Origin of the sequence: Clostridium bornimense, assembly GCF_018917145.1 — a bacterium.
GTDB classification, from domain to species: domain Bacteria; phylum Bacillota; class Clostridia; order Clostridiales; family Clostridiaceae; genus Clostridium_AN; species Clostridium_AN bornimense_A.
Map to the genome: position 1 here is coordinate 1 of NZ_JAHLOD010000020.1, position 23,127 is coordinate 23,127.

Genomic DNA, 23,127 nt, shown 5'->3' on the forward strand with positions numbered 1-23,127 from the left:
GATTCAATTTTAACATAGAAATCAGGGGGTCGTTGTTTTTTTATGCAAAAAAACTTCTAAAACCTTGATATATAAAGATTTTTAAAGAAAGAAGTGTAAATAAATTTTACACTATCTTAAGTTTTTGAATAACCAATTTATTAATGAATTAACTTCGGTGTCAATTCTATCTTTGTTCCAAGACTTCCAATGTAAATCATCTTCCTCTAGGTACTTCCATATATCTATACTTTTAATTTTTTTATCTTCAAATTTAAATTTCATATGAAGATTTCCTAAGGATGTACTTAATGGTTTTAATTCAAAACTACTACGTATATCATCATCAAATATATATGTAGTATATATGTATTTATCATCAATTGTGCTGAGAACACTTTCCAAAGTTGATTCTTTTGTAATTGTTACTAATGGAGAAATTACTAATTCTCCAGTGCTACTATCAAATGTTTCTATAACATTAGAAAAACGTAGAATTTCTATTTCAATATATAGATATTTATCAAGAATCATAGCAGCTATATACATAAAAATCCTCCTTATAATTTATGTAATATAATAATATTATACAATAAAAGGAAAAAGGATAATGGGAAGCGAGAAAGTAAAAGTTACGTCACGTAAGATTCTATTTTAATATCATAATCTAAATTATAGTTTTTTTAAAATTGTAGTATATAGAAAGGTGATGAAATGAAAGAAGCTATTAAATTTCCTTTTACTCTTTATATGTAAAAAATCTAACAGATGCACTTGAAATAGTTATAAAAAAATATGATAATCATGATATTACTATCAAGGTGTATGATTGGGCATTATTTAAAGTTGCATCAAAAGCAACATATATATAAATATACAGGAAATATTCTTAACAGAATTATATATTATGAAATGGAGGTAATGGTAATATGTTTGCATTTCTTTTAGCATCATTTGGGATAATATCTATATCTATTTATGCTGCATTAGCATCAAGCTCATTGATTATAAAATCGCTACGAGAATACCTTAAGAAAGAATATACAGAAACTTTTTTTAAAGAAATAATAAAGAAAATCGGAATGATAAACTGTTCTTGGATAACATCAATTAACATTTTAGAGTTATATTTTAAAGATTCACAAAAAATAGATGATACAAGTAATTACTTATTATTATTAGCTTTTTTTAATATGGTTGTATATTTTATCATAAGATATTATATAAAAGAAACAAAGAAATCTATATCTGAAGATATATCTTTTACTCTAATAATTCTTTTGGTTATTTATTCTACAATTAAATGGTGTAATGAAACACCGTTTACACCGCAGTTCTTTTTTCTTTTTTTACCTACTATAAATATTATATTAGTATACATTTTAACTAAATTTAAATATATAAATAGAAAAATTAAAACAGTATTAATGATATTATTATCGATATTATTTCTATTTTGTACAATAATATTATTTATATTTTTGTCTCAATTTTTAATACATTAATAATATCTATTTCATAAGCGAAAGTTGCCTAATATTAATCATTAGGCAACTAGTTTATCAACTAACAATATTAGAAATTTTTAATATACTCCTCTAAGTTTCTTACATTAGTAATCCCAAACATATAATCAAAATCATAATTTATCGCATCATATTGCTCGTTGATATGCTTTTTGCTGGTAATTTATTTTCATAATAAAGAATACTAATATTAATATAGGTACAATTGCTTCATCACTTGTTATCATAAGAAGTATTCTAGATAATTCGATAAACGAAAGATATATGCATTATTTTATAAATTCGCCATTAGAATTAATGCAGAAAGATCAATATAATAATGGATCAGCACAACCTAATCTTTCGTCAGAAAAGGAATTTATTTTTTAAAGAAGATCATTTGAGAATGAATAGATGATATAAGTACATTACTTATGTTAAAAAAATAACCTCAGCATATTTGCTTGAGGTTATCTTTGATAATCTTATAAATATATTAAATAGATAATATCTTTTTAAGAATTTCTTTACTATGTATAATGTTTAATAATTCATCTTCAATCTTAATAATATCATTCATACACTGCAAATAGGTATAGAGCTACAATGTATTTTACATCATACAATATAGAATCTTCTATCCAGTAATCAATATTAGATATATCAACTTTCTTTTCCATAAGTTTTGTATAAAAATCTAAGCCATCTTCAGTAGATTCCCAAAAGTCAACGTATATATAGTCAAATTGGCTTAGAAAGTCTTCTCTGTAGTAGTCAAAAGCATCACCATGAATAATTTTAAGTTTCTTATCAATTTTAAACTGTGGTCTTATATAAGTATCAAATAAATTAATGATATCTTTATTAAACTCAACTATAGTTACACTTTCAACCTCATCTTTAAGGAGCCAAAGGTAAGGGAGAACTCCTATTCCAAGACCCATAGTAAGACATTTTCCATGACCTTTATCAATGCCATCTCTCATACTCTCTATTTCACTAACAGCAGGAGACATCCAAACTTTATCATCTTCTTTTAATGCTGGTAAATCAACATCTGTTTCAAAATAACCTATAGGATGATAGTGGAACAGGTATTTCCCTAGGGGATGATGAAAGTTCATACTCATCAAAGTTCTTTTTTTAATAGTTGTTTTATCATATCTAACATTACCAAAATGAACATTCTCAAGTTTAATATTTTTATAGTAGGGATTATCAGTAAGAATTTTAGAGTCATATTTCAAATTGTCATATGGAATATTATATTTTTTTAATATATGCATCAATTTCTTTTCATTTTCTGTGCTAAGGAATTTCTCATTATAATCAAGAATAGATGAAAGATATTCATTGACCTCAAACATTGATAGTAAAAGGTTTTTCATTGATAAATCTATTTCTTTATTTTTTTTAAATGTAATCATAAAGTTCCTCCGTAAAAAGAAAAACATGTAGTACTTGTACCGTAATCAGATTTACGTGCAAAGCACTACATGTGTCGTTTCTAGTTAAGTTCTTATTTAATTCTTTATTAAATATACAATATTATTTTACAGAAAGTCAACCAATAATTACATATATTTAGATAAATATAGCAAGTGTGTTGTTTATAGCAATTATTAATGGTAAAATCTTCATATAAATAGTGAAAACGTATATGAATAATTTAAGGAAGAGTTCAACAGATGGTATTAGGAGATGATATATAATGGAAAAGTTTAAGGTAAATAATAGAGAATATACAGTTGATAGATTATTGGGTAAGGGAAAAGGTGGATATTCTTACTTAGTTCATGATGAAAAAAACTTTTTTGTATTGAAACAAATACATCATGAACCTTGTGAATATTATAATTTTGGAAATAAGCTCGAAGCAGAATTGACTGATTATGAGAAACTTAAAAAAATAGGAATAAGGATGCCTAAAATGCTAGATGTCGATATGGAAAATGAAAGAATTTTGAAGGAGTATATAGATGGTGAAACGATTTATGAATTGATATTAACTGACAAAATGAAAAAATCTTATATGGATCAGATGAAGAATATGTGCAAATTATTGTATGCAGCTGATACTAATATTGATTATTTTCCAACTAATTTTGTAGTAAATCAAGAGAAAATGTTTTATATAGATTATGAGTGTAATAATTATATGGAAGAGTGGAATTTTGAAAACTGGGGAGTGAAATATTGGTCAAAAACACCAGAATTTTTAAAATACGTTGAAGAACATTGATAAAGAACATATTTTGAGATTATTTAGGACATAGCTAAGAAAATATATTGTTCTCAGCATGTCCTGTTTTACAAAGAATGTTATGATTCCGATGAAAAAGATAGGATTACCACTGTTAATATAATACAAAGTGTACCCAAAAATTCAGAAAAACCAAAGGGAACTTTTAACCAGAATATAGATAAAAAGGTAGCAGATAATGGTTCAACACAACTTAATATACTTGATTCTGTTGGTAGAAGATATTTTAAGCTTTCTAAATAACAATAGAATGCAATAAGTGTACCAAAAACAACTACAAATACTATTCCCAGTATAGAAGAAATACATAATTCACCTACAAAATTAAATGGAGAATGTATAAAACTAAAAGTTATTCCACCAATAAGCATTCCCCATCCAACGATAGTTATAGAACCGTACTCTTTAAGAAGAGCAACTGGTTGTAAGGTGTATATTGCAGCACAAATTGCAGAAGATATTCCCCAGAACAATCCTAGCTTTGAGAGTGATAAGCTTTGAATATCGCCACTTGTTATTATAAAGAAAGTTCCTGTAAGAGCTAAAAGTATTGCAATTAACTGTTTAACATTAGGTAGCTTTTTATTATGAACAACTAAGTAGCAAGTTATAATAACTGGAGATAAATATTGAAGAATAGTAGCAGTTGCAGCATTACCATGGTTAATGGCAGCAAACATTAGTAAAAGTGAATGTTGCAGAAGTTTTAAAAGAGTTCTAAAAATGACTCCTTTTAATTATTTAAAGGAGTACAGAGTTTTGCAATCAAATAATTATCTTAGCAATAGCGATGAATCAATATCAAATATAGCCTTTAAGGTGGGGTTTAATGGAATAAGTTATTATGGCAAGGTGTTTAAAGAGCATATGAACTGTAGTCCATCTCAATATAGAATGAATCATAAAAAATAAAACTTTTATGCTACATTTTTAGCAATAAATTTGACTTTATTTCAAGTTAGATAATTATTTGCAGAATGTAGCTTTTTTGATTATATAGTTATTAAAAGTAAACATATTGATAGCAATAAAAGGAAATGATAAGATTTAAGTATAACAATTAAGGGATTTTATGTAGAAAGGGTATATGATATGGAAAGAGATAATGTTAAAAAAATAATTAAAGATTGGATTATGAGAGTAAATGATGAGAATATTTTGCCTGAGGATATTACAGCGCTAAATTTTGGACTATACGAGCCTTATGGTATAGAGTTAATAGGTTCAGAAAGTTATGATGAAGAAGATGATGATTGGGCTTGTGAGGAAGATTTTATACCAGATGAAAGAGATTGTCCTGATCTTAATATAGATGATAAATATGACTGGGAAACTGTACTTAATGAAATAGTTATTATTCTAAAAGAATTAGTTGAAGAACTAGAAGAATTACCACTTTTGAATGTAGATCATATTACTACAGGTTTTTCTGATGGGGATCTTGTTGTTGTTAAATAATAAAATATAATGCAAATAAAAACAGTTTAAAGGTATATGACGATATTGATACTAAATTATATAACAATATAAGAACCATTTATTTAATAGTATCTTATTATTTAGAATTGTAACATTATGTGAGGGAGTATTTATATTATGATTACAATAAGAAAAGCTAATAAAGATGATGCAAGGAAGTTGAAAGAAGTTTCAGATAAAGCATTTTTATCTGATTATGTGAAATATGGAGAACGTCCAGGGTATGGACAAACTATTGAGAAAATTTGTACAACAATGGTTGAGCCGAAAAGAGATGTATTTGCATTTTTATGTGATGATGAAATAGTTGGTAAGATAAGTATAGTGAAAGAAAATAGAGAAAAAAATTATTTAGGATGTCTTTGTATAATTCCGGAATACGAAAATCGAGGTATAGGTCAGAAAGCTATACGATATATAGAAAACTAATACCAATATGTTAAATGCTGGTATTTGATAACACCAGCAGATAAATTAAGAAATCATCATTTTTATAAAAAAGGAATTCATTGATAAATGTGTAGATTTATATATAGCAACATTTTCTAAGGAACCTTGGAATGATGTTTACGAATCTAGAGAACAAGCAGTAAAATTATAGATTAGAATAATAATATATAAGGGTATGGTGATATGAATAAATTTAAAATAGCCGTTGTACAACGAAAATCAAATGGTCGTGACATGGCTAAGAACGTAGAGATGATTATTAATATAATGAAGGAAGCAAAATATTCTGGAGCTGATGTGGTTCTTTTTCCAGAATGTTTTATAACAGGATATGAACTTCCTATTACAAATGAAGAAGCGATATTAGAAGGTTGTGATTTTATAAAAAGTATCTGCATAAAAGCTGTTGAATTAAAGATAGGAGTAGTAGCTACAGCACTTACCAAAGGAGCAAAAAAACCACGTAACAGTGCGTTTTTAATTGATAAATCTGGGGAAATAATAATGAAATATGATAAAGTACATACCTGCGACTTTGCAGATGAAAGTTGTCTTGAAAGTGGAGATGAATTTAAAGTAGGTGATTTTCATGGGGTTAAGATTGGAATTATGATATGTTATGACAGAGAATATCCTGAAAGTGCACGGGTATTAATGATGAAAGGTGCTGAGTTAATATTAGTACCAAATGATTGTGGTGCAATGAGACCTCGTATTCAAGCATTATCAACAAGAGCATATGAAAATATGGCTGGTGTAATAATGGCAAATCCACCAGGAGAAAATGCTGGATGTTCCTGCGCATTTTCTCCAATATGTTGGGATGAAGATGGAAATTGCGTTGATAATACAATATTCATAGGTGATGAGTTAACATCAAAAATATATTATGCAGAATTTGATTTAGAAAGACTACGTAAATATAGAAGTTCTGAAATGATGGGTAATACTTTTAGGAAGGTAAAGGCCTATTCAGAATTGCTTAACCCAGAAATAAAGGCACCGTTTATACGAGATTAATTATGGATAAAATAATAGTAATTTGGCAAGAAATCAAGTGTATTTTCAGGAAAAATATTTTGATTTTGAAATTATTATGTAGTATGAAATTGAATGTTATAACTAAAGAAAATACCACTAATTACTTATTTTATGATCAAAGAAATGGGGAACATAAATGAAAATAATATTTCTAGATATTGATGGTGTAATGAACTCTGAACTTTGGAATAAAGACAACGAAATGGAAATTAGCAAAGGTAAATTTATTGATTCGGAAAAGGTTAGACTTTTATCTAAAATTATTAATGAAACAAAAGCTAAGATTGTTTTACATTCTGGTTGGAGATTTTGGTTTGATGGCAATATAATGCCATTAAGAAAAGAAGCAGAATATCTTGTAGAAGTATTTAAGAATTATGATTTAAATATATATGATAAAACACCAGATTTGACAACTGTTGAAATTGGAAAATCTAAAAAATTTAGTCTAGTAAAGGCACAAGAAATTCTATTATGGTTAGATCAACATGATAATATTGAAAAATACGTAATTCTTGATGATTTAGATTTAAGTAATAAGGAAATTGAAATGTTTCAGATAAAGACAGATGGAGTTAGAGGGTTAACAAAAGAAAATGTGGAAGAGGCTATAAAAATGCTTAACTATTATGACATCTAGGGTTAATAGTACATTTTGATGGAGGAATTAATTACTTTAGGGGATATGTCTTATGGAAAAATCATTTATAGATAGTACAATTAAGGAATATTTGGCAGAACAGTTTTTTTGTCATTTATCAGTATTAGATCAGGATAATACTATCTTTACTATAAATAGTTTAAGTAAATTACCATTTATTAAAATTATGACATTTAATAAATGTGTAATTATAAATACATCTGAATCTATACATTATTAAACAAGGTATTGTTCCTTTTTACTCTGCGTCAGTAACTAATCTTGGTTCTCAGATGGTTGCTAATCGTAGTGGTTACATACCATATTGGATTGATACATATGGTAATATACTTGATGGTAGTTCACCTTATAATACTTTTGTTAATAATTTAAAATTATAGAATAGATTATTAGTATAAATTAATTTATACGTCACGTACATTTTAGAATTCACAAGATAAAGGAGATGCGATTGTTATATTAGTTATTTTATGAATGAAATAGCAAAAAAGAAATGAAGGGAAAATAAAAAAATATAATTAATAAGTTGACTTCTTGATGTTATAATGAAATGAATAGAGATAATAATTAAAATATAAGATGTATAGTAATTATTTTAGTAATATAAAATATGTAGTTTATGTATAGATTGGGATATAAGAACAATTTTTCATAAGATAAATAGTTAGGAGGCGAGTACCAGAATGGATGATTTCAAAGCAAAGGACATTCAATTTTTTACCAATTTCAAAAAAGTTAAATTTAAAAGCTATAATGAAAAAAATTGTAGCCTTTCACAGAATGAGATAATAAAAATTATTGAAGGTTATAAATTTAGACCGTTTAATGATAGAGTAGCATATTTAGAAGTATATACATCTAATAAGATAGAGGGAAATACACTAACGAAAGGTCAGACTAAGGCGATTCTTGAGGGAATAGCTCAAGATGCTGATTTAAGGTCTCAGACAGAAGTTATACAATTAAATAGAGCAATAAGGGATAATTTTTCTATCAAAGATGACTTAAGTATGAAATTTATTTTGGACATTCATAAGGATATTACATTTAATACATTAGAAAATAGTAATTGGGAAGGTAAAATCAGAAACGAACAAGTATATATTTCCAACAGTTCCATAGTGCCTCCGAGTCCAGATAAAGTTATAGAACAATTTAATGAAGCTATTGATAGGTTTAATGATAGTGATAGAGAATTAATAGATATTTTAAAGTTTAAGCTAGATTTTGTTAGGATACACCCGTTTATGGATGGTAATGGAAGATTATCAAGACTTATAATGAACGGTCTTTTAACTGCCAAGGGATATCCTAGAATAATTATTAGAAATCAAGACAAAGGTTTCTATTATGATGCTATAGAATCATCTTTAAGAGTTGGAAGATACGATGCATGGCTTAAGTTTATGTTGACATATATGAAGTTTATGTGCGAATTAGAGGATATGTTTTTGGGAGATATAGAGTAGAGAAAATTTGGAATTAATATAGTGCAATTATAAGAACTAATTTTAATGTACACTATATAACTTTTAATATTCACATAAAATCCTTATATTAGTCATATAGTTGTCACGAAAGATTGATATATTATAATTGTAGTTAATAATAGTTAGTTTTTTCAAATCATTTTCCTTTTTATTTGTATAAAGAATGGTCGCTGTTGCCATTCTTTTTTTGTTTTAATAAAAAAACTTTGGACAAAGAGTTCTTGAAGTTAATAAATATGTTTATTGTAAATTGCAGGGGGTTTACAAGTATAGGGTTCATGCAAAGAGGTAGTAGAGATTAGGTACGAATTGGTGCGGTAGTTAATAAGAGACATACAAATTATATAGAAAATATTGTATAATATAGGTGTAATATACAAATACTATTTAGAAAATTAAGAGATATATAAGAATTCGTAGAGGGGGATATATAATGGGTCAGTTATCAAAGTTACCTAATATAGGTAAAGAAGTAGAACGACAATTGAATCAAGTTGGTATAAATACATATGAGGAGTTAAAAGATTTAGGGGATGAAAAGGCATGGCTTAAGATACAGGAAATTGATGAATCAGCGTGTATACATAGATTACTAGCATTAGAAGGAGCTTTGAATGGTATTAAAAAAAGTCAACTAAGTGATGATCGAAAGGCAGAACTAAAAGAATTTTATAATTTACATAAGAAGTATTAGATAAATGAAATTTCATATATGGTTAGAACATTTATATTTAAAGGAGCGTGAGTTATGGAAATATGGGATGCATATAACGAAGATGGATCATTAGCAGGAATTGATTTAATTCGTGGAGAGGAAATACCAAAAGGATTATATCATGGAGTAGCAGAGGTATTTGTTTCACACATTGATGGTAGTATATTACTTATGCAGAGAGATTTAAATAAGCCTAATTCTCCAGGACTTTTTGAAAGTGGAGCTGGTGGTAGTCTTTTGAAAGGAGAGTCATTTTTAGAAGGGGCAATTCGTGAATTAAAGGAAGAGACAGGAATTAATTGTACTGAGATGAGGAAAATATATTATAGTATAACAGATAACACAATTTATACTGGATTTATGTGCAAAGTTGATATAGATAAAAGCAGTATTGTTTTACAGGAGGGTGAAACGATTGCTTATAGATGGGTATCGAAGAAGGAATTTCTTGATTTCTATAAAACCGATTTATTTGTACCTGGTTTAAGAAATAGACTGAGCAATTTTATTGATAATTATTTAATATGAGATGCTATAGAGAAAGTGGAACAAGGTAGATGCGAAAAGATAAAGGGTAGTGAGGTATGAAAAGTAAACTATATAATAAAGAAGAAAGAAAACAGTATATTAGAGAATTAAATGAGCCACCACATCTAACTATTTTAGAGGAAGTTGGAAATGCAGTAACTCATGGAGTTGGAGCAGCATTAGCTTTAGTAGGATTTATATTACTTTTATTAAAATCTGATACTGGAATGAAGGTTATGGCATCATGTTTTTATGGAATTAGTTTATTTTTCCTAATGTTAATGAGTTGTTTATACCACGCATTTAAGAGTGGTTCTACAGTAAAACGATTGTTGAGAAGATTTGATTACTCTTCAATATATTTTTTAATAGGAGGAACTTTTGCTCCATTATATTTAGTATATTGGGGAAACACTTTAGGAATAGTACTTTTTTGTATTGACTGGGCACTAATTGTTGTTGGAATCACTATGTTAGGGGTGTTTGGACCAGGAAGATTTAAGTGGTTACATTTCTCATTATATTTCATTATTGGATGGAGCGGTCTTATACTTATGCCAGATTTTTATAAAAATAATTTGCCATTGTTATGGATGATTTTCATTGGTGGAGTTATATATACTGTTGGTATGATACCTTTTGTAAAAGATAAAAAATATAATCATTTTATATGGCACTTTTTTGTTCTAGAAGGTGCTATATTGCATTGGTTCGGCATTTATTTATTTGTTTATTAGGAAGAGATTGATATTTTCTATGGAGTATAGCTTCAAGAATTGCATGGAAACTAGATCATCATTCTCAGATGGAAACAAAAAGTAATACAATAATGAGAGCGAAGAATTTTATAAGTAAAATAGACATTAACAAGGATAGGGATATATTAATTGTATCTCATGGATTTTTTTTATTGACTTTGGTTGAAGAATTAAAATCTTTGGGTTTTAAGGGTGATATACCGATTAGAATGGGAAATGGATGTTTATATATCCTTGAAAAATAGAAAATACAAAAGATGGAGAAAAATTTAAGTGAAATATGGATACCTATTAAAAAATCTAATAAATAATATAAATTATGAACTTTAAGAGCATTAATCTTTATAGATTGATGCTTTTTTAAATTTTTTGATTAAAGTACTTTACAATGTAAGAAAAAGGGAGTACTATAGATAATATCAAGTAGATAATATCAAATGGATATTAAGTATTCGTTGATAGAAAAGGGAGTGGAGAAAATGTTAAATTTTAAGTTCATTAAATTTTTACCTAGCGAGTATGTAATAAGATATCGTAATGGAAAAATAGTCCAAGAAGGTGTAGGGCTTTCATTTATGTATTTCGTTCCTAATACTTCAGTTGTAGTAGTGCCTATAGCAAGTTCTGACATACCTTTTATGTTTCAAGAAACTACTAGTGATTATCAAACAGTTACTATTCAAGGCGAAATAACTTATAAAATATGTGATTATAAGAAAATAGCTGGGATTCTAGATTATACTTTCGACTTAAAATCTAGAAAGTATGTAAGTGAAGATAATAAGAAGATATCACAAAGGTTGATTAATATTACAAAGGTATTAGCTAAAAAGTATATAGAAAATATGGATATTAGAACTGCAATAAAGTATAGTGACAAATTAGCTAAGGAAATTAGCGAAGATCTTCAAAATAGCAAAGAGATTGAGAATCTAGGAATCGAAATAATGAGATTATCAATATTGGCAATTAATCCAACTAAAGAGATGTCTAGGGCATTAGAAGCGGAAGCAAGAGAGAAAATATTAAATAAAGCAGATGATGCAATTTACGAGAGAAGAAATGCATCAATTAATCAAGAACGTACAATAAAGGAAAATGAATTAAATACTGAAGTAGCTATGGAGGGAAAGAAAAAGCAGATTAAAGAAACTCAATTAGAAGGTAAGAGATTAATAATGCAAAAGGAAAATAAAATTAAATCAGAAGAGCTTGATTATGAAATAAAATTAGAAGAAAAGAAAAAGGAACTTATTGAGATTTCTGTAGAAAATTCTAAAGCACGAGCTGATGCAAAGGCATATGAATTATCAGCAATGATGAAAGTTTTAGAAGATGTTAATCCTACAGTGTTACAAGCATTATCTAATATGGGGATGAGTTCAGATAAATTAATAGCTATGGCATTTCAAGAATTAGCAGATAATGCAAGTAAAATTGGGCAATTGAATATTACTCCAGATTTGCTTCAAGGACTATTAAAAGGATGTGAAAATCGTGGATAGAATTACAGATAGGAGAATTATAGTTGTTACACGGAAAACAAGATTAGAAAGTTTAATAATACAGTATAATACTTTTGAACAAGCAAAGTTTGTAATTGAGCATTCAGAAAGTGATTTTGATTACTATGTAAATGAAGATAAACAATATAAGAAAGTAATCTTAGAAGCTATAAGTATATTAGAGAATATTGGATTAGTTCAGGTATTAGATATAGAGTATGTTTCAAATTTCATTTTTGGAAAAGATGACATTATTGTTGTTATTGGACAAGATGGACTAGTAGCAAATACACTAAAGTATTTAGATAAGCAACCTTTAATAGGGATAAATCCAGATGTAAGAGAATACGAAGGGGTATTAGTACCATTTAGTATTAATGACCTATCTAAAATAATAATGGATTTGTTAAGAGAACAACGAAAGTTTAAAGAAATTACCTTAGCAAGGGCTGATTTAAATGATGGACAAAGTTTGCTAGCAGTGAATGATTTATTTATAGGTCAAAAAACACATGTATCAGCAAGATATATTTTAGAATATAAATCACAATGTGAAAGACAATCTTCCAGTGGAATTATAGTTTCCACTGGACTTGGATCTACAGGATGGTTTAAAAGCATTTTAGAAGGAGCATCTAAAATTGTTAATGGGTGTGTAAATAATACATCAATATCGGTAAAAAAAGATGATAAATTTACCTGGAACTCAGAATTTTTATATTACACTGTAAGAGAACCGTATCCTAGTAAAACCACGCAATCAAACATGGTATTTGGTAAAATTTCAAAAGGAAACTCTTTTAAGATAAAATCATTAATGTCTGAAAATGGTGTGATATTTAGTGATGGGGTAGAAAATGATTTTTTAAATTTTAATTCCGGATCAGAAGTAACAATATCTATTGCAGATAAGAAAGGATTACTAGTTATTTAAGTTAAATGTAGATACAAATGATAAAAGCAACCTATAGTTGCTAATTTGTTACAATTAATTGATAGAGCTAAAATTATATAACTGGTATACTGAAAATCGAGGTGATTAAAAGTGAGTTTTCTAAAAAGAAGCTTTGAGTTTAGTAGAGAAAGAAAATCCATATAGAGGACCTATTATTCATCAGAATGGACAGTATAAATATCATTGTATGATAAATGGTGAATTTAGGTGGTTTCAAGGACATGAAGAAATATATTTTGATGATATAAAAGTTTATGAATGTTATTTTCATGGGGGATTAATTAAATAGAAAATAAATCTATATAGTTATTATAAAGTAAGAAAAATAATTGATTTATATGCTACAATATAAAAAGATTACCAATTTAACATTTTGTTAATGTATTCCACATAATTAATAATACAAGGGGAAATTACTTATGAAAATAGTTTGTAAAGTAATAAAATACATGGTGCTAATAGGAGTATTTATTTTTGCTGTAAGCTGTATATATTTATATTATACTAAACCTATTCAAATACGTGAAATTGAGGAGTATAAATCAAAAGGGAGAGTTGATTTAGATAAAAAATTGACAAGAGGCGAAATAAAAGAAGATGTTAATATTTTAATTAGTAATATTGAAAAAACTCATCCAATCTTTTTAGAAGGTGAAAGTAGTAAATACAAAGTTGCTAAGGAAAATTTAATGAAGATATGTAATAGTGAAATGACGACAGAAAGGTTTCAAATTGAAGTAAGCAAATATCTTTCATCAATAGAAGATGGACATACTAGACTTTGGTGGAATGAGAACAGTATTTTAGATATAAAGTGGGTGTATTTAGAAGGAAAACTTGTATTATTAGATGAGAATAGAAAGTTAACCGATAAAGAAGTAGTAGAAATAAATGATATAAATGTTGATGATTTGGTTGAAGGAATTAAAGAGATATTTCCAGCAGAAAATTATATAGCTGAGAATATGAATATAGCTATAAATTTAAAAAGTAAATCCATTTTAAAAAGTTTAGGAGTTCAAGATGAAAATCAAGTAGAGGTAACAATAAAAGATAAAGAAGGATATAGTGATGTTTTTACAAAATATACTAGAAATGATGGTAGTGGAAGTTATGAGATAAGTGATAGGAAAATTGATGATGATACATTTTACATTAAATTAGGAGCATGTATTGTAGATAATTCTTCAGATATTGTAGTGAAAGATTTAAAGAATGCAATAAAAGAAGGTGTATCAAATGTAATAATTGATGTAAGAGATAATGCTGGTGGTAATTCTATGGTTTGTGATAATTTATTAGAGGCTATGGATATGGAATATGGTTATTTTGGAGGAACAACAAGATTTTCACCGCTAGCGCAAAAGAGGCGTGGCTATTTAAGAAGTAGAGGAAGTATAAATTATACAAGTAATAATCATTATAAGAAAAATGAAAACATAAATTTGTATGTAATTAATAATGGTGCTACTTTTAGTTCTGCAGAAATGTTAGTTACATTGGTAAGAGATGGAGGTTTAGGGACAATAGTTGGCTCTGCTAGTAGTAATAGATCTTCAAATTATGGAGACGTCATAAATTTTCAATTGCCAAATTCTAATATAGAATGTCAGGTTTCGCATAAGAAATTTATTAGACCTGATACTAGTAAAGAGAATGAGTTAGTATTAGAGCCTGATATAGAAGTAAGGTTTGATGACGATCCAGTAGAAAAAACATTACAGATTATAAAAAATCTTAAATAAAATCGTCATTTAAGTAACAAAGAATATTAAGATTAAAATGAAATAAAAATACGTCATGTACAATATTATAAGGAGAACAAAATGAAGAATATTAAAATAGTAGAATTAACTGAAGAAGATTTTTATGGGGCATAAGAAGTTTTTAAGGTTACTGTTCCTTATGCATTTGCTTTATCAGAAGATGATTTATGTATGGAAGTGGTAGAAGATGAGATAGAAAGTAAAAAGAAAGTTCTTTAATCTGTTTTAAATAAAGATAAAACAGGAATAATAGTTCTAATAGCAAAGGTTAATGATGAAGTCGTAGGTACTATTTCTTTTGGACCTTGCAGTGAAGCAATAAGACAATGTACTAATGATAAATTTTCTAATGTAGGTGAATTGGGTAGCTTATTTATATCACCTAAATACCAGGGCAATGGTATAGGTTCTACTTTAATTGAAGAAATGATAAGTTATTTAGAGAAAAGAGGAATTAAAGAATTTTGTTTAGATAGCGGTTATAAAGATGCACAAAAAAGATGGTGTAGGAAATTTGGAAATCCTTATAAAATTGTTAAGGATTATTGGGGACCTGGTATAGATAATATGGTATGGTTATGCAAAATATAAAGTAATAGTTTAGAATATTTAATCTTTCAAGGTATAGACTAAATAGTAATAAATTAATTACAAAAGATAAAAGGAGATATCATGAAAGATAAAGATGTTATTATAACAAAGTGTGTTGAATTAGAAAATACATATTCAAATCTTCCAGAAAAATTATACTCTAGGCAAAATCCAAGTGACAGTCCTTCTCCTAAGTTAGTAATATTTAATGATTCTTTAGCTGATGAGCTAGGATTAAATAAAGATTTTTTAAAAAGCAAAGAAGGAATAGATTTTCTATCAGGTAATAAGATTTTAGAAAAATCAACACCTATTGCACAAAGTTATGCTGGCCACCAATTTGGTCATTTTACTATGCTAGGAGATGGCAGAGCAGTACTACTTGGTGAATATATAAGTAAAAATGGAAATAGATATGATATACAATTAAAAGGTTCTGGAATAACAAAGTATTCCCGTGGTGGAGATGGAAAAGCAGCATTAGGACCAATGCTTAGGGAATATATTATAAGTGAAGGAATGAATGCTTTAGGTATACCTACTACAAGAAGTTTAGCGGTAGTTACTACGGGAGAAAAGGTAATTAGAGAAAAAATATTAGATGGTGCAATACTAACTAGAATAGCAAGGAGTCATATTCGTGTAGGGACTTTTCAATACGCAGCAAATTGGGGAAATACTGAAGAACTTAGAGCTTTAGCAGATTATACTTTAAATAGGCATTATAAAAAAGAAAATTATGAAGGTAATCCTTATATCTATCTTCTTAATGAAGTAGTAGATAAACAAGCTAGTCTTATATCAAAGTGGCAACTTGTAGGATTTATACATGGTGTTATGAATACTGATAATATGACGATTAGTGGTGAGACTATAGATTATGGACCTTGCGCTTTTATGGATATTTATGATCCGGAAACAGTGTTTAGTTCTATTGATACCTATGGTAGATATGCTTATGGTAATCAACCTAATATTGCAATGTGGAACTTAGCAAGATTTGCAGAATCATTATTACCATTGTTGGATGAAGATGAAAAGGAAGCTATTAAATTAGCAGAAGAATCCATTTCAAATTTTGGTAACTTATATAAGAAATATTGGTACCAAGGAATGAGAAAGAAGCTTGGTATTTTTAATGAAGAAGAAAAAGATAAGGATTTAATTGATGATCTATTAGCAATAATGTATAAATCTAAAGCCGATTATACTAATACATTTCGTAGTTTAACGTTAGGTAAAGTAGATGGAATGGAAATATTTAAAGCAGAAGAGTTTAAAGAGTGGTATAATTTATGGAAAGAAAGGTTATCAAGACAAGAGGAAGGTGAAGAAGCTTCAAAGAAACTTATGGAGGAAAATAATCCTATAGTAATACCTCGTAATCATAGAGTTGAAGAAGCTTTGGAAGCTGCCACAGAAAATAATGACTTCACTGTAATGAAATCATTATTAGATGCTATTACTAGACCTTACGATTATTCAAATATAAATGAGTATTATTCGATGTTGCCAAAGTCAAATGGCTGTGAGTATAAAACTTATTGTGGAACATAGAATATATAGTATAAAAAACCAGCGAAGTATTGTAAATTCGCTGGTTTTTTATTATTTACATTTAAAGTAATTTATTTAATAATATTCATATAAACACAAAAGAGGGCATTTATGAATTGCAAAACTATTGCAAGCGATAAATTTTAAAAATTAAGGTGGATAATATGAAAAGAGTTTTAGTTGTAGAGGATAGTAGAGATGTAAATTTACTTTTGGCAAACACATTAAAGGGTGATGGGTATGAAGTAGAATCAGTTTTTGATGGGCTATCAGCAATAAATATAATTAGATCCAACAATTTTGATGTGATTTTACTAGATATTATGCTTCCATATAAAAGAGGAGATGAAATTTTGAAAGAAATACGAAATTTATGTGAGGTTCCGGTAATTATAATATCGGCCAAAGACTTGGTTGGAACAAAAATTGATTTTCTAAAATTAGGAGCTGATGACTATATTACAAAGCCTTTTGATTTAGGAGAGGTTTTAGCTCGTGTTGAGGCGCAGATACGTAGATATAATTTCAGTAATAGTGAAAATAGCGTAATTAAATATAAAGATATACAGTTAAATTGTAATAGTAAAGTAGTTATTGTAAATGGTTGTGAGTTGATATTAACAGCAAAAGAGTATAAGATTCTTGAAATTTTTATGAAGAATAAAGATAAAGTATTTTCAAAGTGTAATTTGTATGAAAGTATTTGGAAAGGAGAATATTTAGGTGATGATAATGCAGTGAAAACTCATATTAGTAATCTTCGTAATAAGTTAAAAAAGGCTAATGATAGTGAAGAATATATTGAAACAGTATGGGGATTAGGTTATCGATTATGTAAATAATTCTCTCTTTCTTTACAATTACAATAAGTATCTTAACTTTTTCTAAACCTTTTGTAATTATACTGAATCATAGATAGAGTTAGTGAAAGGGGTAAAGGTTTAATGAAAAAGTATATTTTACAAACCCAAAATGTAACAAAAACTTTTGGAAGATATACAGCACTTAATAATGTTTCTATAAGTTTGGAGCAAGGGAAAGTATATGGATTAATTGGACAAAATGGTGCTGGAAAAACTACATTGATGAGATTAATTGCTGGTCTTAGCTTTTCTAGTGAAGGAACTATAGAGTTATTTGGAAGCAAATCAGAAAAGGAAACACAAGAAGCACTTAAAAGAATAGGTTGTCTCATTGAATATCCTAGCCTCAATGGTAACATGACAGCTAAAGAAAACTTAACACTTCATAGAATTATAAGAGGGATTCCAAATAAAGAGATTGAGGATGAATTATTAGAAATAGTAGGTCTTAATGATACTAGGAAAAAGAAAGCAAAGGATTTTTCATTGGGTATGAGGCAAAGATTAGGTATAGCTATAGCTCTTCTTGGGAGTCCTGAATTATTAATACTAGATGAACCGATAAATGGTCTTGATCCTGTCGGTGTAGTAGAAATTCGTAATTTACTAAAAAAGATGTGTAAAGAAAGGAATATGACTATTCTTATATCAAGTCATAATTTGGCAGAATTATATCAAACATGTACAAACTATATTATCATTAATAAAGGTGAAGTAAAAAAAGTTCTTACATTATCAGAATTAGAGGATTGTTGCAAACATCATATAAAAATAGACTGTAGTAATCCAGAAAGATTAGTAGAGGTACTGGAAAGAAAATTGGAGATAAACAATTATAAAGTAATGGAGGACAAATCCATAAAGATATATGAAAGATTAGATGAAAAGGAAAGAATATCAAAAACTATATATGAAAATGGAGTAATACCAATACACTTCGCTATCGAAGGAGATACTCTTGAAAATTACTTTCTTTCTGTAATAGGAGGTGGTAAGGATGCTTAATTTAATCTTTGCTGAATTCTATAAATTAAAGAGATCTAAAGGTATAAAACTATGCTTTGGCTTTACAGTTATTTGTTCTATATCCATGGCTATAATTTCGCATAATGTTGCTATAGGTAAATTAAATCTATCCATTAGTGGAAGTGCATCTGGATTAAGTGAAGTTGTAATTATGTCTCTTATTGGGTCAATAATGACAGGAATACTAGTATGTAATGATTTTGAAACAAAAACTATTCACGATGAAATAATTGGTGGTAATGGGAGAAAATCAATAGTTTATAGTAAAGCTATTGTATTCTCTATATGTATAGCTTTGTTGTTATTGCCATATATTGTTGTAACTTTTATTGGTTGTAGTAGCGATTTAGAGTTTTCGAAATTAGCTGGGTCTTCTGGATTTATGAATATAATAGTAGAAAATAAATCATTAGATTTTTCAGCATTTAATGTAGGTAGGATATTATTAATATCAATTACACTAATAATTGTATATATAGGGCGTATAAGTTTATGCATACCGATAGCGTTTAAATCAAGAAAACCAATGATAGTAATGTCAGTAGGTTTTGGTCTCTCAACTTTAGTTGATATATTTATTGGATTATTAGGGGATATTTCAGGAGTTTCTAAGATTATTTTATTAACACCTTATAGTAGAGAGTATTTATTGATATCTATGGAGACGGAGTTTACTATGATTTTAAAAGCAATGGTAGTAAATATAATTTTTACAATAATAATGATTTATATAACATATAAAATATTTAGAAAGTCTGAAATAAAGTAAAATTATAAAAAGGATGCGGTAAGATGAAAATATTTGTTGTTATGTTGATAGTATTAGTAGTTTTATTTTTTAGCTATATACTATTTTTAGAAAAAGAAATAATAAATATAAATAGGAAACTAGTTAAGAGACTAGAGGAAAATACACGTCATCCTATAAGTATAATTTTGTTTAATAGACGTTTAAATAATTTAGTTTGTAGTATTAACAAAGCTTTGAAGGCGGAGGAAAACCTCCGCCTTAAAGTGATTAAAGATGAAAATGAATTTAAAGAAATGATTACTAATCTATCTCATGATTTAAGAACACCGCTTACAGCAATTAAAGGTTATCAGCAATCAGTTAAAAAAGGATTATTAAATGAAGAAGAGATAGAGAAGCTTGATATAGCAATAAAACATACTGAGGAATTAGGGAAATTAGTAAATAACTTTTTTGCGTATGCTTATTATTTAAGTTACCAAGAAGAGGTGACTTTGGAGCGAATAAATCTTAATAATATAGTAACGGAATGTTTAGTGAATTCTATACCTGCTTTTGAAGATAAAAGCATAGCAATAGAATTTGAAAAGTCATCAACAATTTTTGTAAAAGCTAATGAAGAATTTTTAAGACGAATAATACAAAATTTAATTGATAATTGTCTCAAGCATTCCATAGGTAATCTGAAGGTACAGTTATTAGCTTTAGATTATGCAGTTATTTCTTTTAAAAATCCAGTAAAAGATTCATGTAATATTGATGTTAGTAAGATTTTTAAAAGGTTTTACACAGGGGATAAGGCAAGAAACACATCAACAGGTTTAGGGTTGTCAATTGTTGAAATTCTTACAGAGGAGATGGGAGGCAAAGTAGAAGCAAACTTGGTAGAAAATATGTTGGAGATTAAAGTTAAACTAAAAATGATTTAAAATGAAAATTAATTTGTATCATATACAGGAAAATTAAAAAGTGATATATTTATAAATATATAAGGAGGGAAGTATTTTATGGGTAGAGATTTTTTGTTTGCATAGTAGAGGCTATAGCAAACACTAATAAGTAAATAGTTATAGCCTTTGCTATTCCTAAAGTATTAATTTATTTGGGAGGGCAAGATGAGCTATAAAAAAGCAGAAGATATTTTACCAATAGAGGTAATAGAATTGATTCAAAAATATATTGATGGACAGTGTATTTATATACCTAAAAAGGATGAGAATAAATTATCATGGGGAAGTAATACCTCTACAAAGGAAACGTTAAAGATAAGAAATAAAAATATTTATAAAGATTATTTAGCAGGGATGAAAATAAAAGCAATAGCTGAAAAATATTTCTTATCAATGAAAAGCATAGAAAGAATAGTGTTACAAGAAAAAAGAGCTGTATTAGAAAGGAATTAATACAACAATTAAAGAGATAGGGATCAAAAATAGAAATGATCCCTATTTTTTTATTACGAAATTAGTGTACTTAAATTGTTAACAATTATTTTCATGAAAATAATTGACTGAAATTTGTAAATATAATAAAATTAATTTAGTTGATAAAGTCAACTAAATTAATTTTATGAGGTGATAAATTGAAAGATCCTAATTGGGTTAATATGATAAAGAATATGCAAGAAATAAGATTTTTTAGCAGAAATCTAATTCTTCGTAATAAAAAAGAATATGAAATACCTGCTCAACACCTTGACTTACTATCTCAACTTGCAATAAGTAAAAGGAAAATGACGCCAATGGAATTAAGTGATTATATGGGTCTAGATAAAGCTATTATTAGTAGAGTAATTGAGAAATTAAATAAAAGTGGCTATTTAGTAAAAGAAAAAGATGAGATTGATAAGAGAAGATATTACGTTTCTATAACTGATGCAGGAAAGGAAAAAATTGAAGATATATATAAGTATTATTTAAGTCCTATATATCAATTATATAGAAATCTGGGAGATAAAGATTTTGAAAATCTTATGAAATATATTGAAAAAGCTAATACATATTATCATAAAGATAAAGAAACAAAAGAGTAAAACTTCATATTGGAAGGTGGGAAAGATATGTCATTTTATCAAATGATGCAATTAGGTCCGGCAACTTTAAAGCCGAGGATAAAAGAAAGTATAGATAAGAAAGAAAAGAGAAAATACATCGCTGCACTTGTATTAAAATCTGTTTTATGTTTGATATTTTGCATTAGTTTTGTATCTATCTTTTCGGCAATTTTTGGAGAAGATAATAGTATAGTTGGTGTGGTATCTGTTATATTATTATTAACATTTAGATTTTCTAATTTAGATTTTGATGTAAAAGAAACTGTTTTTGCTATTTTGGGAATATATGCGATTTATGCTATCTGTCCATATTTAGCATCTATAAGCAATCCGTATTTGGCGTTAATGATTAACTTTATTTCAATTCTGATTTTGATTATTATATCTTGTCATAATACTCAATTATCAAATCAATCTACTATAGTATTATCATATTTATTACTATATGGATATAAAGTTAATAGTAAAGAGGTCTATATAAATCGTATTTTTGCATTAATTTTAGGAGGTCTAATTGTAGCTTCTATATTCTATTTTAAACAGAGAAAAAAGAAATTTGAAAATAGGTTTTTAGATATTTTAAAAGATATAGATATAAGAGATCCTAGAACAAGATGGCAAATAAAAATTAGTATAATAATTTCCACAGGCATTTTAATTGGTGAATTACTTCATTTAGAAAGAACGATGTGGATAGGTTTTGCTTGTATGTCCATTATGCAACCACAAAAAGATAAAGTTATAGGTAGAATGATAGAGAGACCAATTTATTCAATATTAGGATGTGTAGTATTTACTGTTATTTACTTTGCTATTCCAAAGGAGTCTGTTGCTGTCATTGGAATGTTAGGTGGTATTATGGTTGGATTTTCAGCAACATATAGATGGCAAGTGGTGTTTAATACATTTGGAGCGCTATCTGCTGCAGTAACTATATTTGGTTTGAATAATGCAATATTATTACGTATTATTGCTAATATTTTGGGGGCTCTTTATATTTGGTTTATTACAAATGGATATGGATTAATTAAAAACATATTTGAGAAATTCTTAGTTATTGATCCAAATGACACTTTATAATTATATTTGAAAATTACTGTAGTAAAGTTAGTTTTACTACAGCTTTTTTATTTTATATACCTTATTTTTGTTTATAAAAAGAATATGAGGTATATATTGTAACAGTGTAAT

Annotated in this window: 27 protein-coding genes and 2 pseudogenes; 26 read left to right on the top strand and 3 right to left on the bottom strand. The window is 27.5% G+C overall.

The genetic code is table 11. The features are described 5' to 3' along the window. Positions 1-111 precede the first annotated feature (111 nt). Entirely contained in the window at positions 112-528 is a 417-nt protein-coding gene (locus KQI30_RS08710) for a hypothetical protein (protein WP_216462916.1), read from the bottom strand. Positions 529-908: 380 nt separating this feature from the next. Between KQI30_RS08710 and KQI30_RS08715 the strand changes: the two genes are divergently transcribed. After that, positions 909-1,484, top strand: a complete 576-nt coding sequence (locus KQI30_RS08715) for a hypothetical protein (protein WP_216462917.1) — start codon at positions 909-911, stop codon at positions 1,482-1,484. A gap of 572 nt (positions 1,485-2,056) precedes the next feature. On the opposite strand, the gene KQI30_RS08720 is transcribed toward KQI30_RS08715, so the two are convergent. Then, on the bottom strand, positions 2,057-2,911 hold the full coding sequence (locus KQI30_RS08720) for a hypothetical protein (RefSeq protein WP_216462918.1): 855 nt from the start codon (positions 2,909-2,911) through the stop codon (positions 2,057-2,059). A gap of 284 nt (positions 2,912-3,195) precedes the next feature. Here KQI30_RS08720 and KQI30_RS08725 point away from each other — a divergent pair, with 284 nt between their 5' ends. After that, positions 3,196-3,726, top strand: a complete 531-nt coding sequence (locus KQI30_RS08725; RefSeq protein WP_216462919.1) for a hypothetical protein — start codon at positions 3,196-3,198, stop codon at positions 3,724-3,726. Positions 3,727-3,806: 80 nt separating this feature from the next. Here KQI30_RS08725 and KQI30_RS08730 read toward each other — a convergent pair. Further along, positions 3,807-4,424: pseudogene (locus KQI30_RS08730) on the bottom strand (DMT family transporter); the annotation flags it as partial. 46 nt (positions 4,425-4,470) lie between these two features. Between KQI30_RS08730 and KQI30_RS08735 the strand changes: the two are divergent. From KQI30_RS08735 to KQI30_RS08850, 24 genes and pseudogenes are all read left to right on the top strand, one after another. Further along, on the top strand, positions 4,471-4,659 hold the full coding sequence (locus tag KQI30_RS08735) for a helix-turn-helix domain-containing protein (RefSeq protein ID WP_253287447.1): 189 nt from the start codon (positions 4,471-4,473) through the stop codon (positions 4,657-4,659). Between the two features lie 180 nt (positions 4,660-4,839). Continuing rightward, the gene (locus tag KQI30_RS08740) at positions 4,840-5,205 is read left to right on the top strand and encodes a hypothetical protein (protein WP_216462922.1); all 366 of its coding nucleotides are present in this window, start codon (positions 4,840-4,842) and stop codon (positions 5,203-5,205) included. A 138-nt stretch (positions 5,206-5,343) separates the two neighbouring features. Next, positions 5,344-5,655 carry a GNAT family N-acetyltransferase gene (locus tag KQI30_RS08745; RefSeq protein ID WP_216462923.1) on the top strand — a complete coding sequence of 104 codons (312 nt, stop codon included), beginning with the start codon at positions 5,344-5,346 and terminating at the stop codon, positions 5,653-5,655. A 204-nt stretch (positions 5,656-5,859) separates the two neighbouring features. Beyond that, a complete protein-coding gene (locus KQI30_RS08750; RefSeq protein ID WP_216462924.1) occupies positions 5,860-6,696 on the top strand; it encodes a carbon-nitrogen hydrolase family protein in 837 nt (278 codons plus the stop codon). Positions 6,697-6,853: 157 nt separating this feature from the next. Beyond that, positions 6,854-7,357: an HAD domain-containing protein gene (locus KQI30_RS08755; RefSeq protein WP_216462925.1), complete on the top strand. Its 504-nt coding sequence runs from the start codon at positions 6,854-6,856 to the stop codon at positions 7,355-7,357. Positions 7,358-7,409: 52 nt separating this feature from the next. Continuing rightward, positions 7,410-7,598, top strand: coding sequence for a hypothetical protein (locus tag KQI30_RS08760; protein ID WP_216462926.1), 189 nt, complete (start codon positions 7,410-7,412; stop codon positions 7,596-7,598). 463 nt (positions 7,599-8,061) lie between these two features. Then, entirely contained in the window at positions 8,062-8,847 is a 786-nt protein-coding gene (locus KQI30_RS08765) for a Fic family protein (protein ID WP_216462927.1), read from the top strand. Between the two features lie 454 nt (positions 8,848-9,301). Further along, the gene (locus KQI30_RS08770; RefSeq protein ID WP_216462928.1) at positions 9,302-9,562 is read left to right on the top strand and encodes a TfoX/Sxy family protein; all 261 of its coding nucleotides are present in this window, start codon (positions 9,302-9,304) and stop codon (positions 9,560-9,562) included. A 54-nt stretch (positions 9,563-9,616) separates the two neighbouring features. After that, entirely contained in the window at positions 9,617-10,111 is a 495-nt protein-coding gene (locus KQI30_RS08775) for an NUDIX hydrolase (RefSeq protein ID WP_216462929.1), read from the top strand. Positions 10,112-10,167: 56 nt separating this feature from the next. Next, positions 10,168-10,848, top strand: coding sequence for a PAQR family membrane homeostasis protein TrhA (gene trhA / locus KQI30_RS08780; protein ID WP_216462930.1), 681 nt, complete (start codon positions 10,168-10,170; stop codon positions 10,846-10,848). Between the two features lie 38 nt (positions 10,849-10,886). Continuing rightward, positions 10,887-11,114 carry a histidine phosphatase family protein gene (locus KQI30_RS17545; protein ID WP_367397840.1) on the top strand — a complete coding sequence of 76 codons (228 nt, stop codon included), beginning with the start codon at positions 10,887-10,889 and terminating at the stop codon, positions 11,112-11,114. 234 nt (positions 11,115-11,348) lie between these two features. Then, the gene (locus KQI30_RS08790) at positions 11,349-12,374 is read left to right on the top strand and encodes an SPFH domain-containing protein (protein ID WP_216462932.1); all 1,026 of its coding nucleotides are present in this window, start codon (positions 11,349-11,351) and stop codon (positions 12,372-12,374) included. Continuing rightward, positions 12,367-13,308 carry a sugar kinase gene (locus KQI30_RS08795; RefSeq protein ID WP_216462933.1) on the top strand — a complete coding sequence of 314 codons (942 nt, stop codon included), beginning with the start codon at positions 12,367-12,369 and terminating at the stop codon, positions 13,306-13,308. The genes KQI30_RS08790 and KQI30_RS08795 overlap by 8 nt, the downstream gene beginning before the upstream one ends. Positions 13,309-13,432: 124 nt before the next feature. Then, positions 13,433-13,618 (top strand): annotated as a pseudogene (locus KQI30_RS08800) (DUF5680 domain-containing protein); the annotation flags it as partial. 130 nt (positions 13,619-13,748) lie between these two features. Continuing rightward, positions 13,749-15,074 (top strand): S41 family peptidase, encoded by a 1,326-nt coding sequence (locus tag KQI30_RS08805; protein WP_216462934.1) that lies wholly within the window; start codon positions 13,749-13,751, stop codon positions 15,072-15,074. Positions 15,075-15,353: 279 nt separating this feature from the next. After that, the gene (locus KQI30_RS08810; RefSeq protein ID WP_437177728.1) at positions 15,354-15,686 is read left to right on the top strand and encodes a GNAT family N-acetyltransferase; all 333 of its coding nucleotides are present in this window, start codon (positions 15,354-15,356) and stop codon (positions 15,684-15,686) included. A gap of 81 nt (positions 15,687-15,767) precedes the next feature. Further along, positions 15,768-17,243: a protein adenylyltransferase SelO gene (locus tag KQI30_RS08815; protein WP_216462935.1), complete on the top strand. Its 1,476-nt coding sequence runs from the start codon at positions 15,768-15,770 to the stop codon at positions 17,241-17,243. 164 nt (positions 17,244-17,407) lie between these two features. Next, entirely contained in the window at positions 17,408-18,085 is a 678-nt protein-coding gene (locus KQI30_RS08820; RefSeq protein ID WP_216462936.1) for a response regulator transcription factor, read from the top strand. A 102-nt stretch (positions 18,086-18,187) separates the two neighbouring features. Continuing rightward, a complete protein-coding gene (locus tag KQI30_RS08825; RefSeq protein ID WP_216462937.1) occupies positions 18,188-19,111 on the top strand; it encodes an ABC transporter ATP-binding protein in 924 nt (307 codons plus the stop codon). Beyond that, positions 19,104-19,901 (top strand): hypothetical protein, encoded by a 798-nt coding sequence (locus tag KQI30_RS08830; protein WP_216462938.1) that lies wholly within the window; start codon positions 19,104-19,106, stop codon positions 19,899-19,901. The genes KQI30_RS08825 and KQI30_RS08830 overlap by 8 nt, the downstream gene beginning before the upstream one ends. 23 nt (positions 19,902-19,924) lie before the next feature. Further along, a complete protein-coding gene (locus KQI30_RS08835) occupies positions 19,925-20,812 on the top strand; it encodes a sensor histidine kinase (protein WP_216462939.1) in 888 nt (295 codons plus the stop codon). 186 nt (positions 20,813-20,998) lie between these two features. Continuing rightward, complete coding sequence (locus tag KQI30_RS08840) at positions 20,999-21,286, top strand: CD3324 family protein (protein WP_044040213.1); 288 nt, start codon at positions 20,999-21,001, stop codon at positions 21,284-21,286. A 179-nt stretch (positions 21,287-21,465) separates the two neighbouring features. After that, positions 21,466-21,915 carry a MarR family winged helix-turn-helix transcriptional regulator gene (locus KQI30_RS08845; protein WP_216462940.1) on the top strand — a complete coding sequence of 150 codons (450 nt, stop codon included), beginning with the start codon at positions 21,466-21,468 and terminating at the stop codon, positions 21,913-21,915. 27 nt (positions 21,916-21,942) lie between these two features. Next, complete coding sequence (locus KQI30_RS08850; protein ID WP_216462941.1) at positions 21,943-23,016, top strand: FUSC family protein; 1,074 nt, start codon at positions 21,943-21,945, stop codon at positions 23,014-23,016. Positions 23,017-23,127 lie beyond the last annotated feature (111 nt).

Coding starts and splice junctions, on each gene's coding strand:
- KQI30_RS08710 (WP_216462916.1), bottom strand. CDS start 528: ATGTATATAGCTGCTATGATTCTTGATAAATATCTATATATTGAAATA.
- KQI30_RS08715 (WP_216462917.1), top strand. CDS start 909: ATGTTTGCATTTCTTTTAGCATCATTTGGGATAATATCTATATCTATT.
- KQI30_RS08720 (WP_216462918.1), bottom strand. CDS start 2,911: ATGATTACATTTAAAAAAAATAAAGAAATAGATTTATCAATGAAAAAC.
- KQI30_RS08725 (WP_216462919.1), top strand. CDS start 3,196: ATGGAAAAGTTTAAGGTAAATAATAGAGAATATACAGTTGATAGATTA.
- KQI30_RS08735 (WP_253287447.1), top strand. CDS start 4,471: ATGACTCCTTTTAATTATTTAAAGGAGTACAGAGTTTTGCAATCAAAT.
- KQI30_RS08740 (WP_216462922.1), top strand. CDS start 4,840: ATGGAAAGAGATAATGTTAAAAAAATAATTAAAGATTGGATTATGAGA.
- KQI30_RS08745 (WP_216462923.1), top strand. CDS start 5,344: ATGATTACAATAAGAAAAGCTAATAAAGATGATGCAAGGAAGTTGAAA.
- KQI30_RS08750 (WP_216462924.1), top strand. CDS start 5,860: ATGAATAAATTTAAAATAGCCGTTGTACAACGAAAATCAAATGGTCGT.
- KQI30_RS08755 (WP_216462925.1), top strand. CDS start 6,854: ATGAAAATAATATTTCTAGATATTGATGGTGTAATGAACTCTGAACTT.
- KQI30_RS08760 (WP_216462926.1), top strand. CDS start 7,410: ATGGAAAAATCATTTATAGATAGTACAATTAAGGAATATTTGGCAGAA.
- KQI30_RS08765 (WP_216462927.1), top strand. CDS start 8,062: ATGGATGATTTCAAAGCAAAGGACATTCAATTTTTTACCAATTTCAAA.
- KQI30_RS08770 (WP_216462928.1), top strand. CDS start 9,302: ATGGGTCAGTTATCAAAGTTACCTAATATAGGTAAAGAAGTAGAACGA.
- KQI30_RS08775 (WP_216462929.1), top strand. CDS start 9,617: ATGGAAATATGGGATGCATATAACGAAGATGGATCATTAGCAGGAATT.
- trhA (WP_216462930.1), top strand. CDS start 10,168: ATGAAAAGTAAACTATATAATAAAGAAGAAAGAAAACAGTATATTAGA.
- KQI30_RS08790 (WP_216462932.1), top strand. CDS start 11,349: ATGTTAAATTTTAAGTTCATTAAATTTTTACCTAGCGAGTATGTAATA.
- KQI30_RS08805 (WP_216462934.1), top strand. CDS start 13,749: ATGAAAATAGTTTGTAAAGTAATAAAATACATGGTGCTAATAGGAGTA.
- KQI30_RS08815 (WP_216462935.1), top strand. CDS start 15,768: ATGAAAGATAAAGATGTTATTATAACAAAGTGTGTTGAATTAGAAAAT.
- KQI30_RS08820 (WP_216462936.1), top strand. CDS start 17,408: ATGAAAAGAGTTTTAGTTGTAGAGGATAGTAGAGATGTAAATTTACTT.
- KQI30_RS08825 (WP_216462937.1), top strand. CDS start 18,188: ATGAAAAAGTATATTTTACAAACCCAAAATGTAACAAAAACTTTTGGA.
- KQI30_RS08830 (WP_216462938.1), top strand. CDS start 19,104: ATGCTTAATTTAATCTTTGCTGAATTCTATAAATTAAAGAGATCTAAA.
- KQI30_RS08835 (WP_216462939.1), top strand. CDS start 19,925: ATGAAAATATTTGTTGTTATGTTGATAGTATTAGTAGTTTTATTTTTT.
- KQI30_RS08840 (WP_044040213.1), top strand. CDS start 20,999: ATGAGCTATAAAAAAGCAGAAGATATTTTACCAATAGAGGTAATAGAA.
- KQI30_RS08850 (WP_216462941.1), top strand. CDS start 21,943: ATGTCATTTTATCAAATGATGCAATTAGGTCCGGCAACTTTAAAGCCG.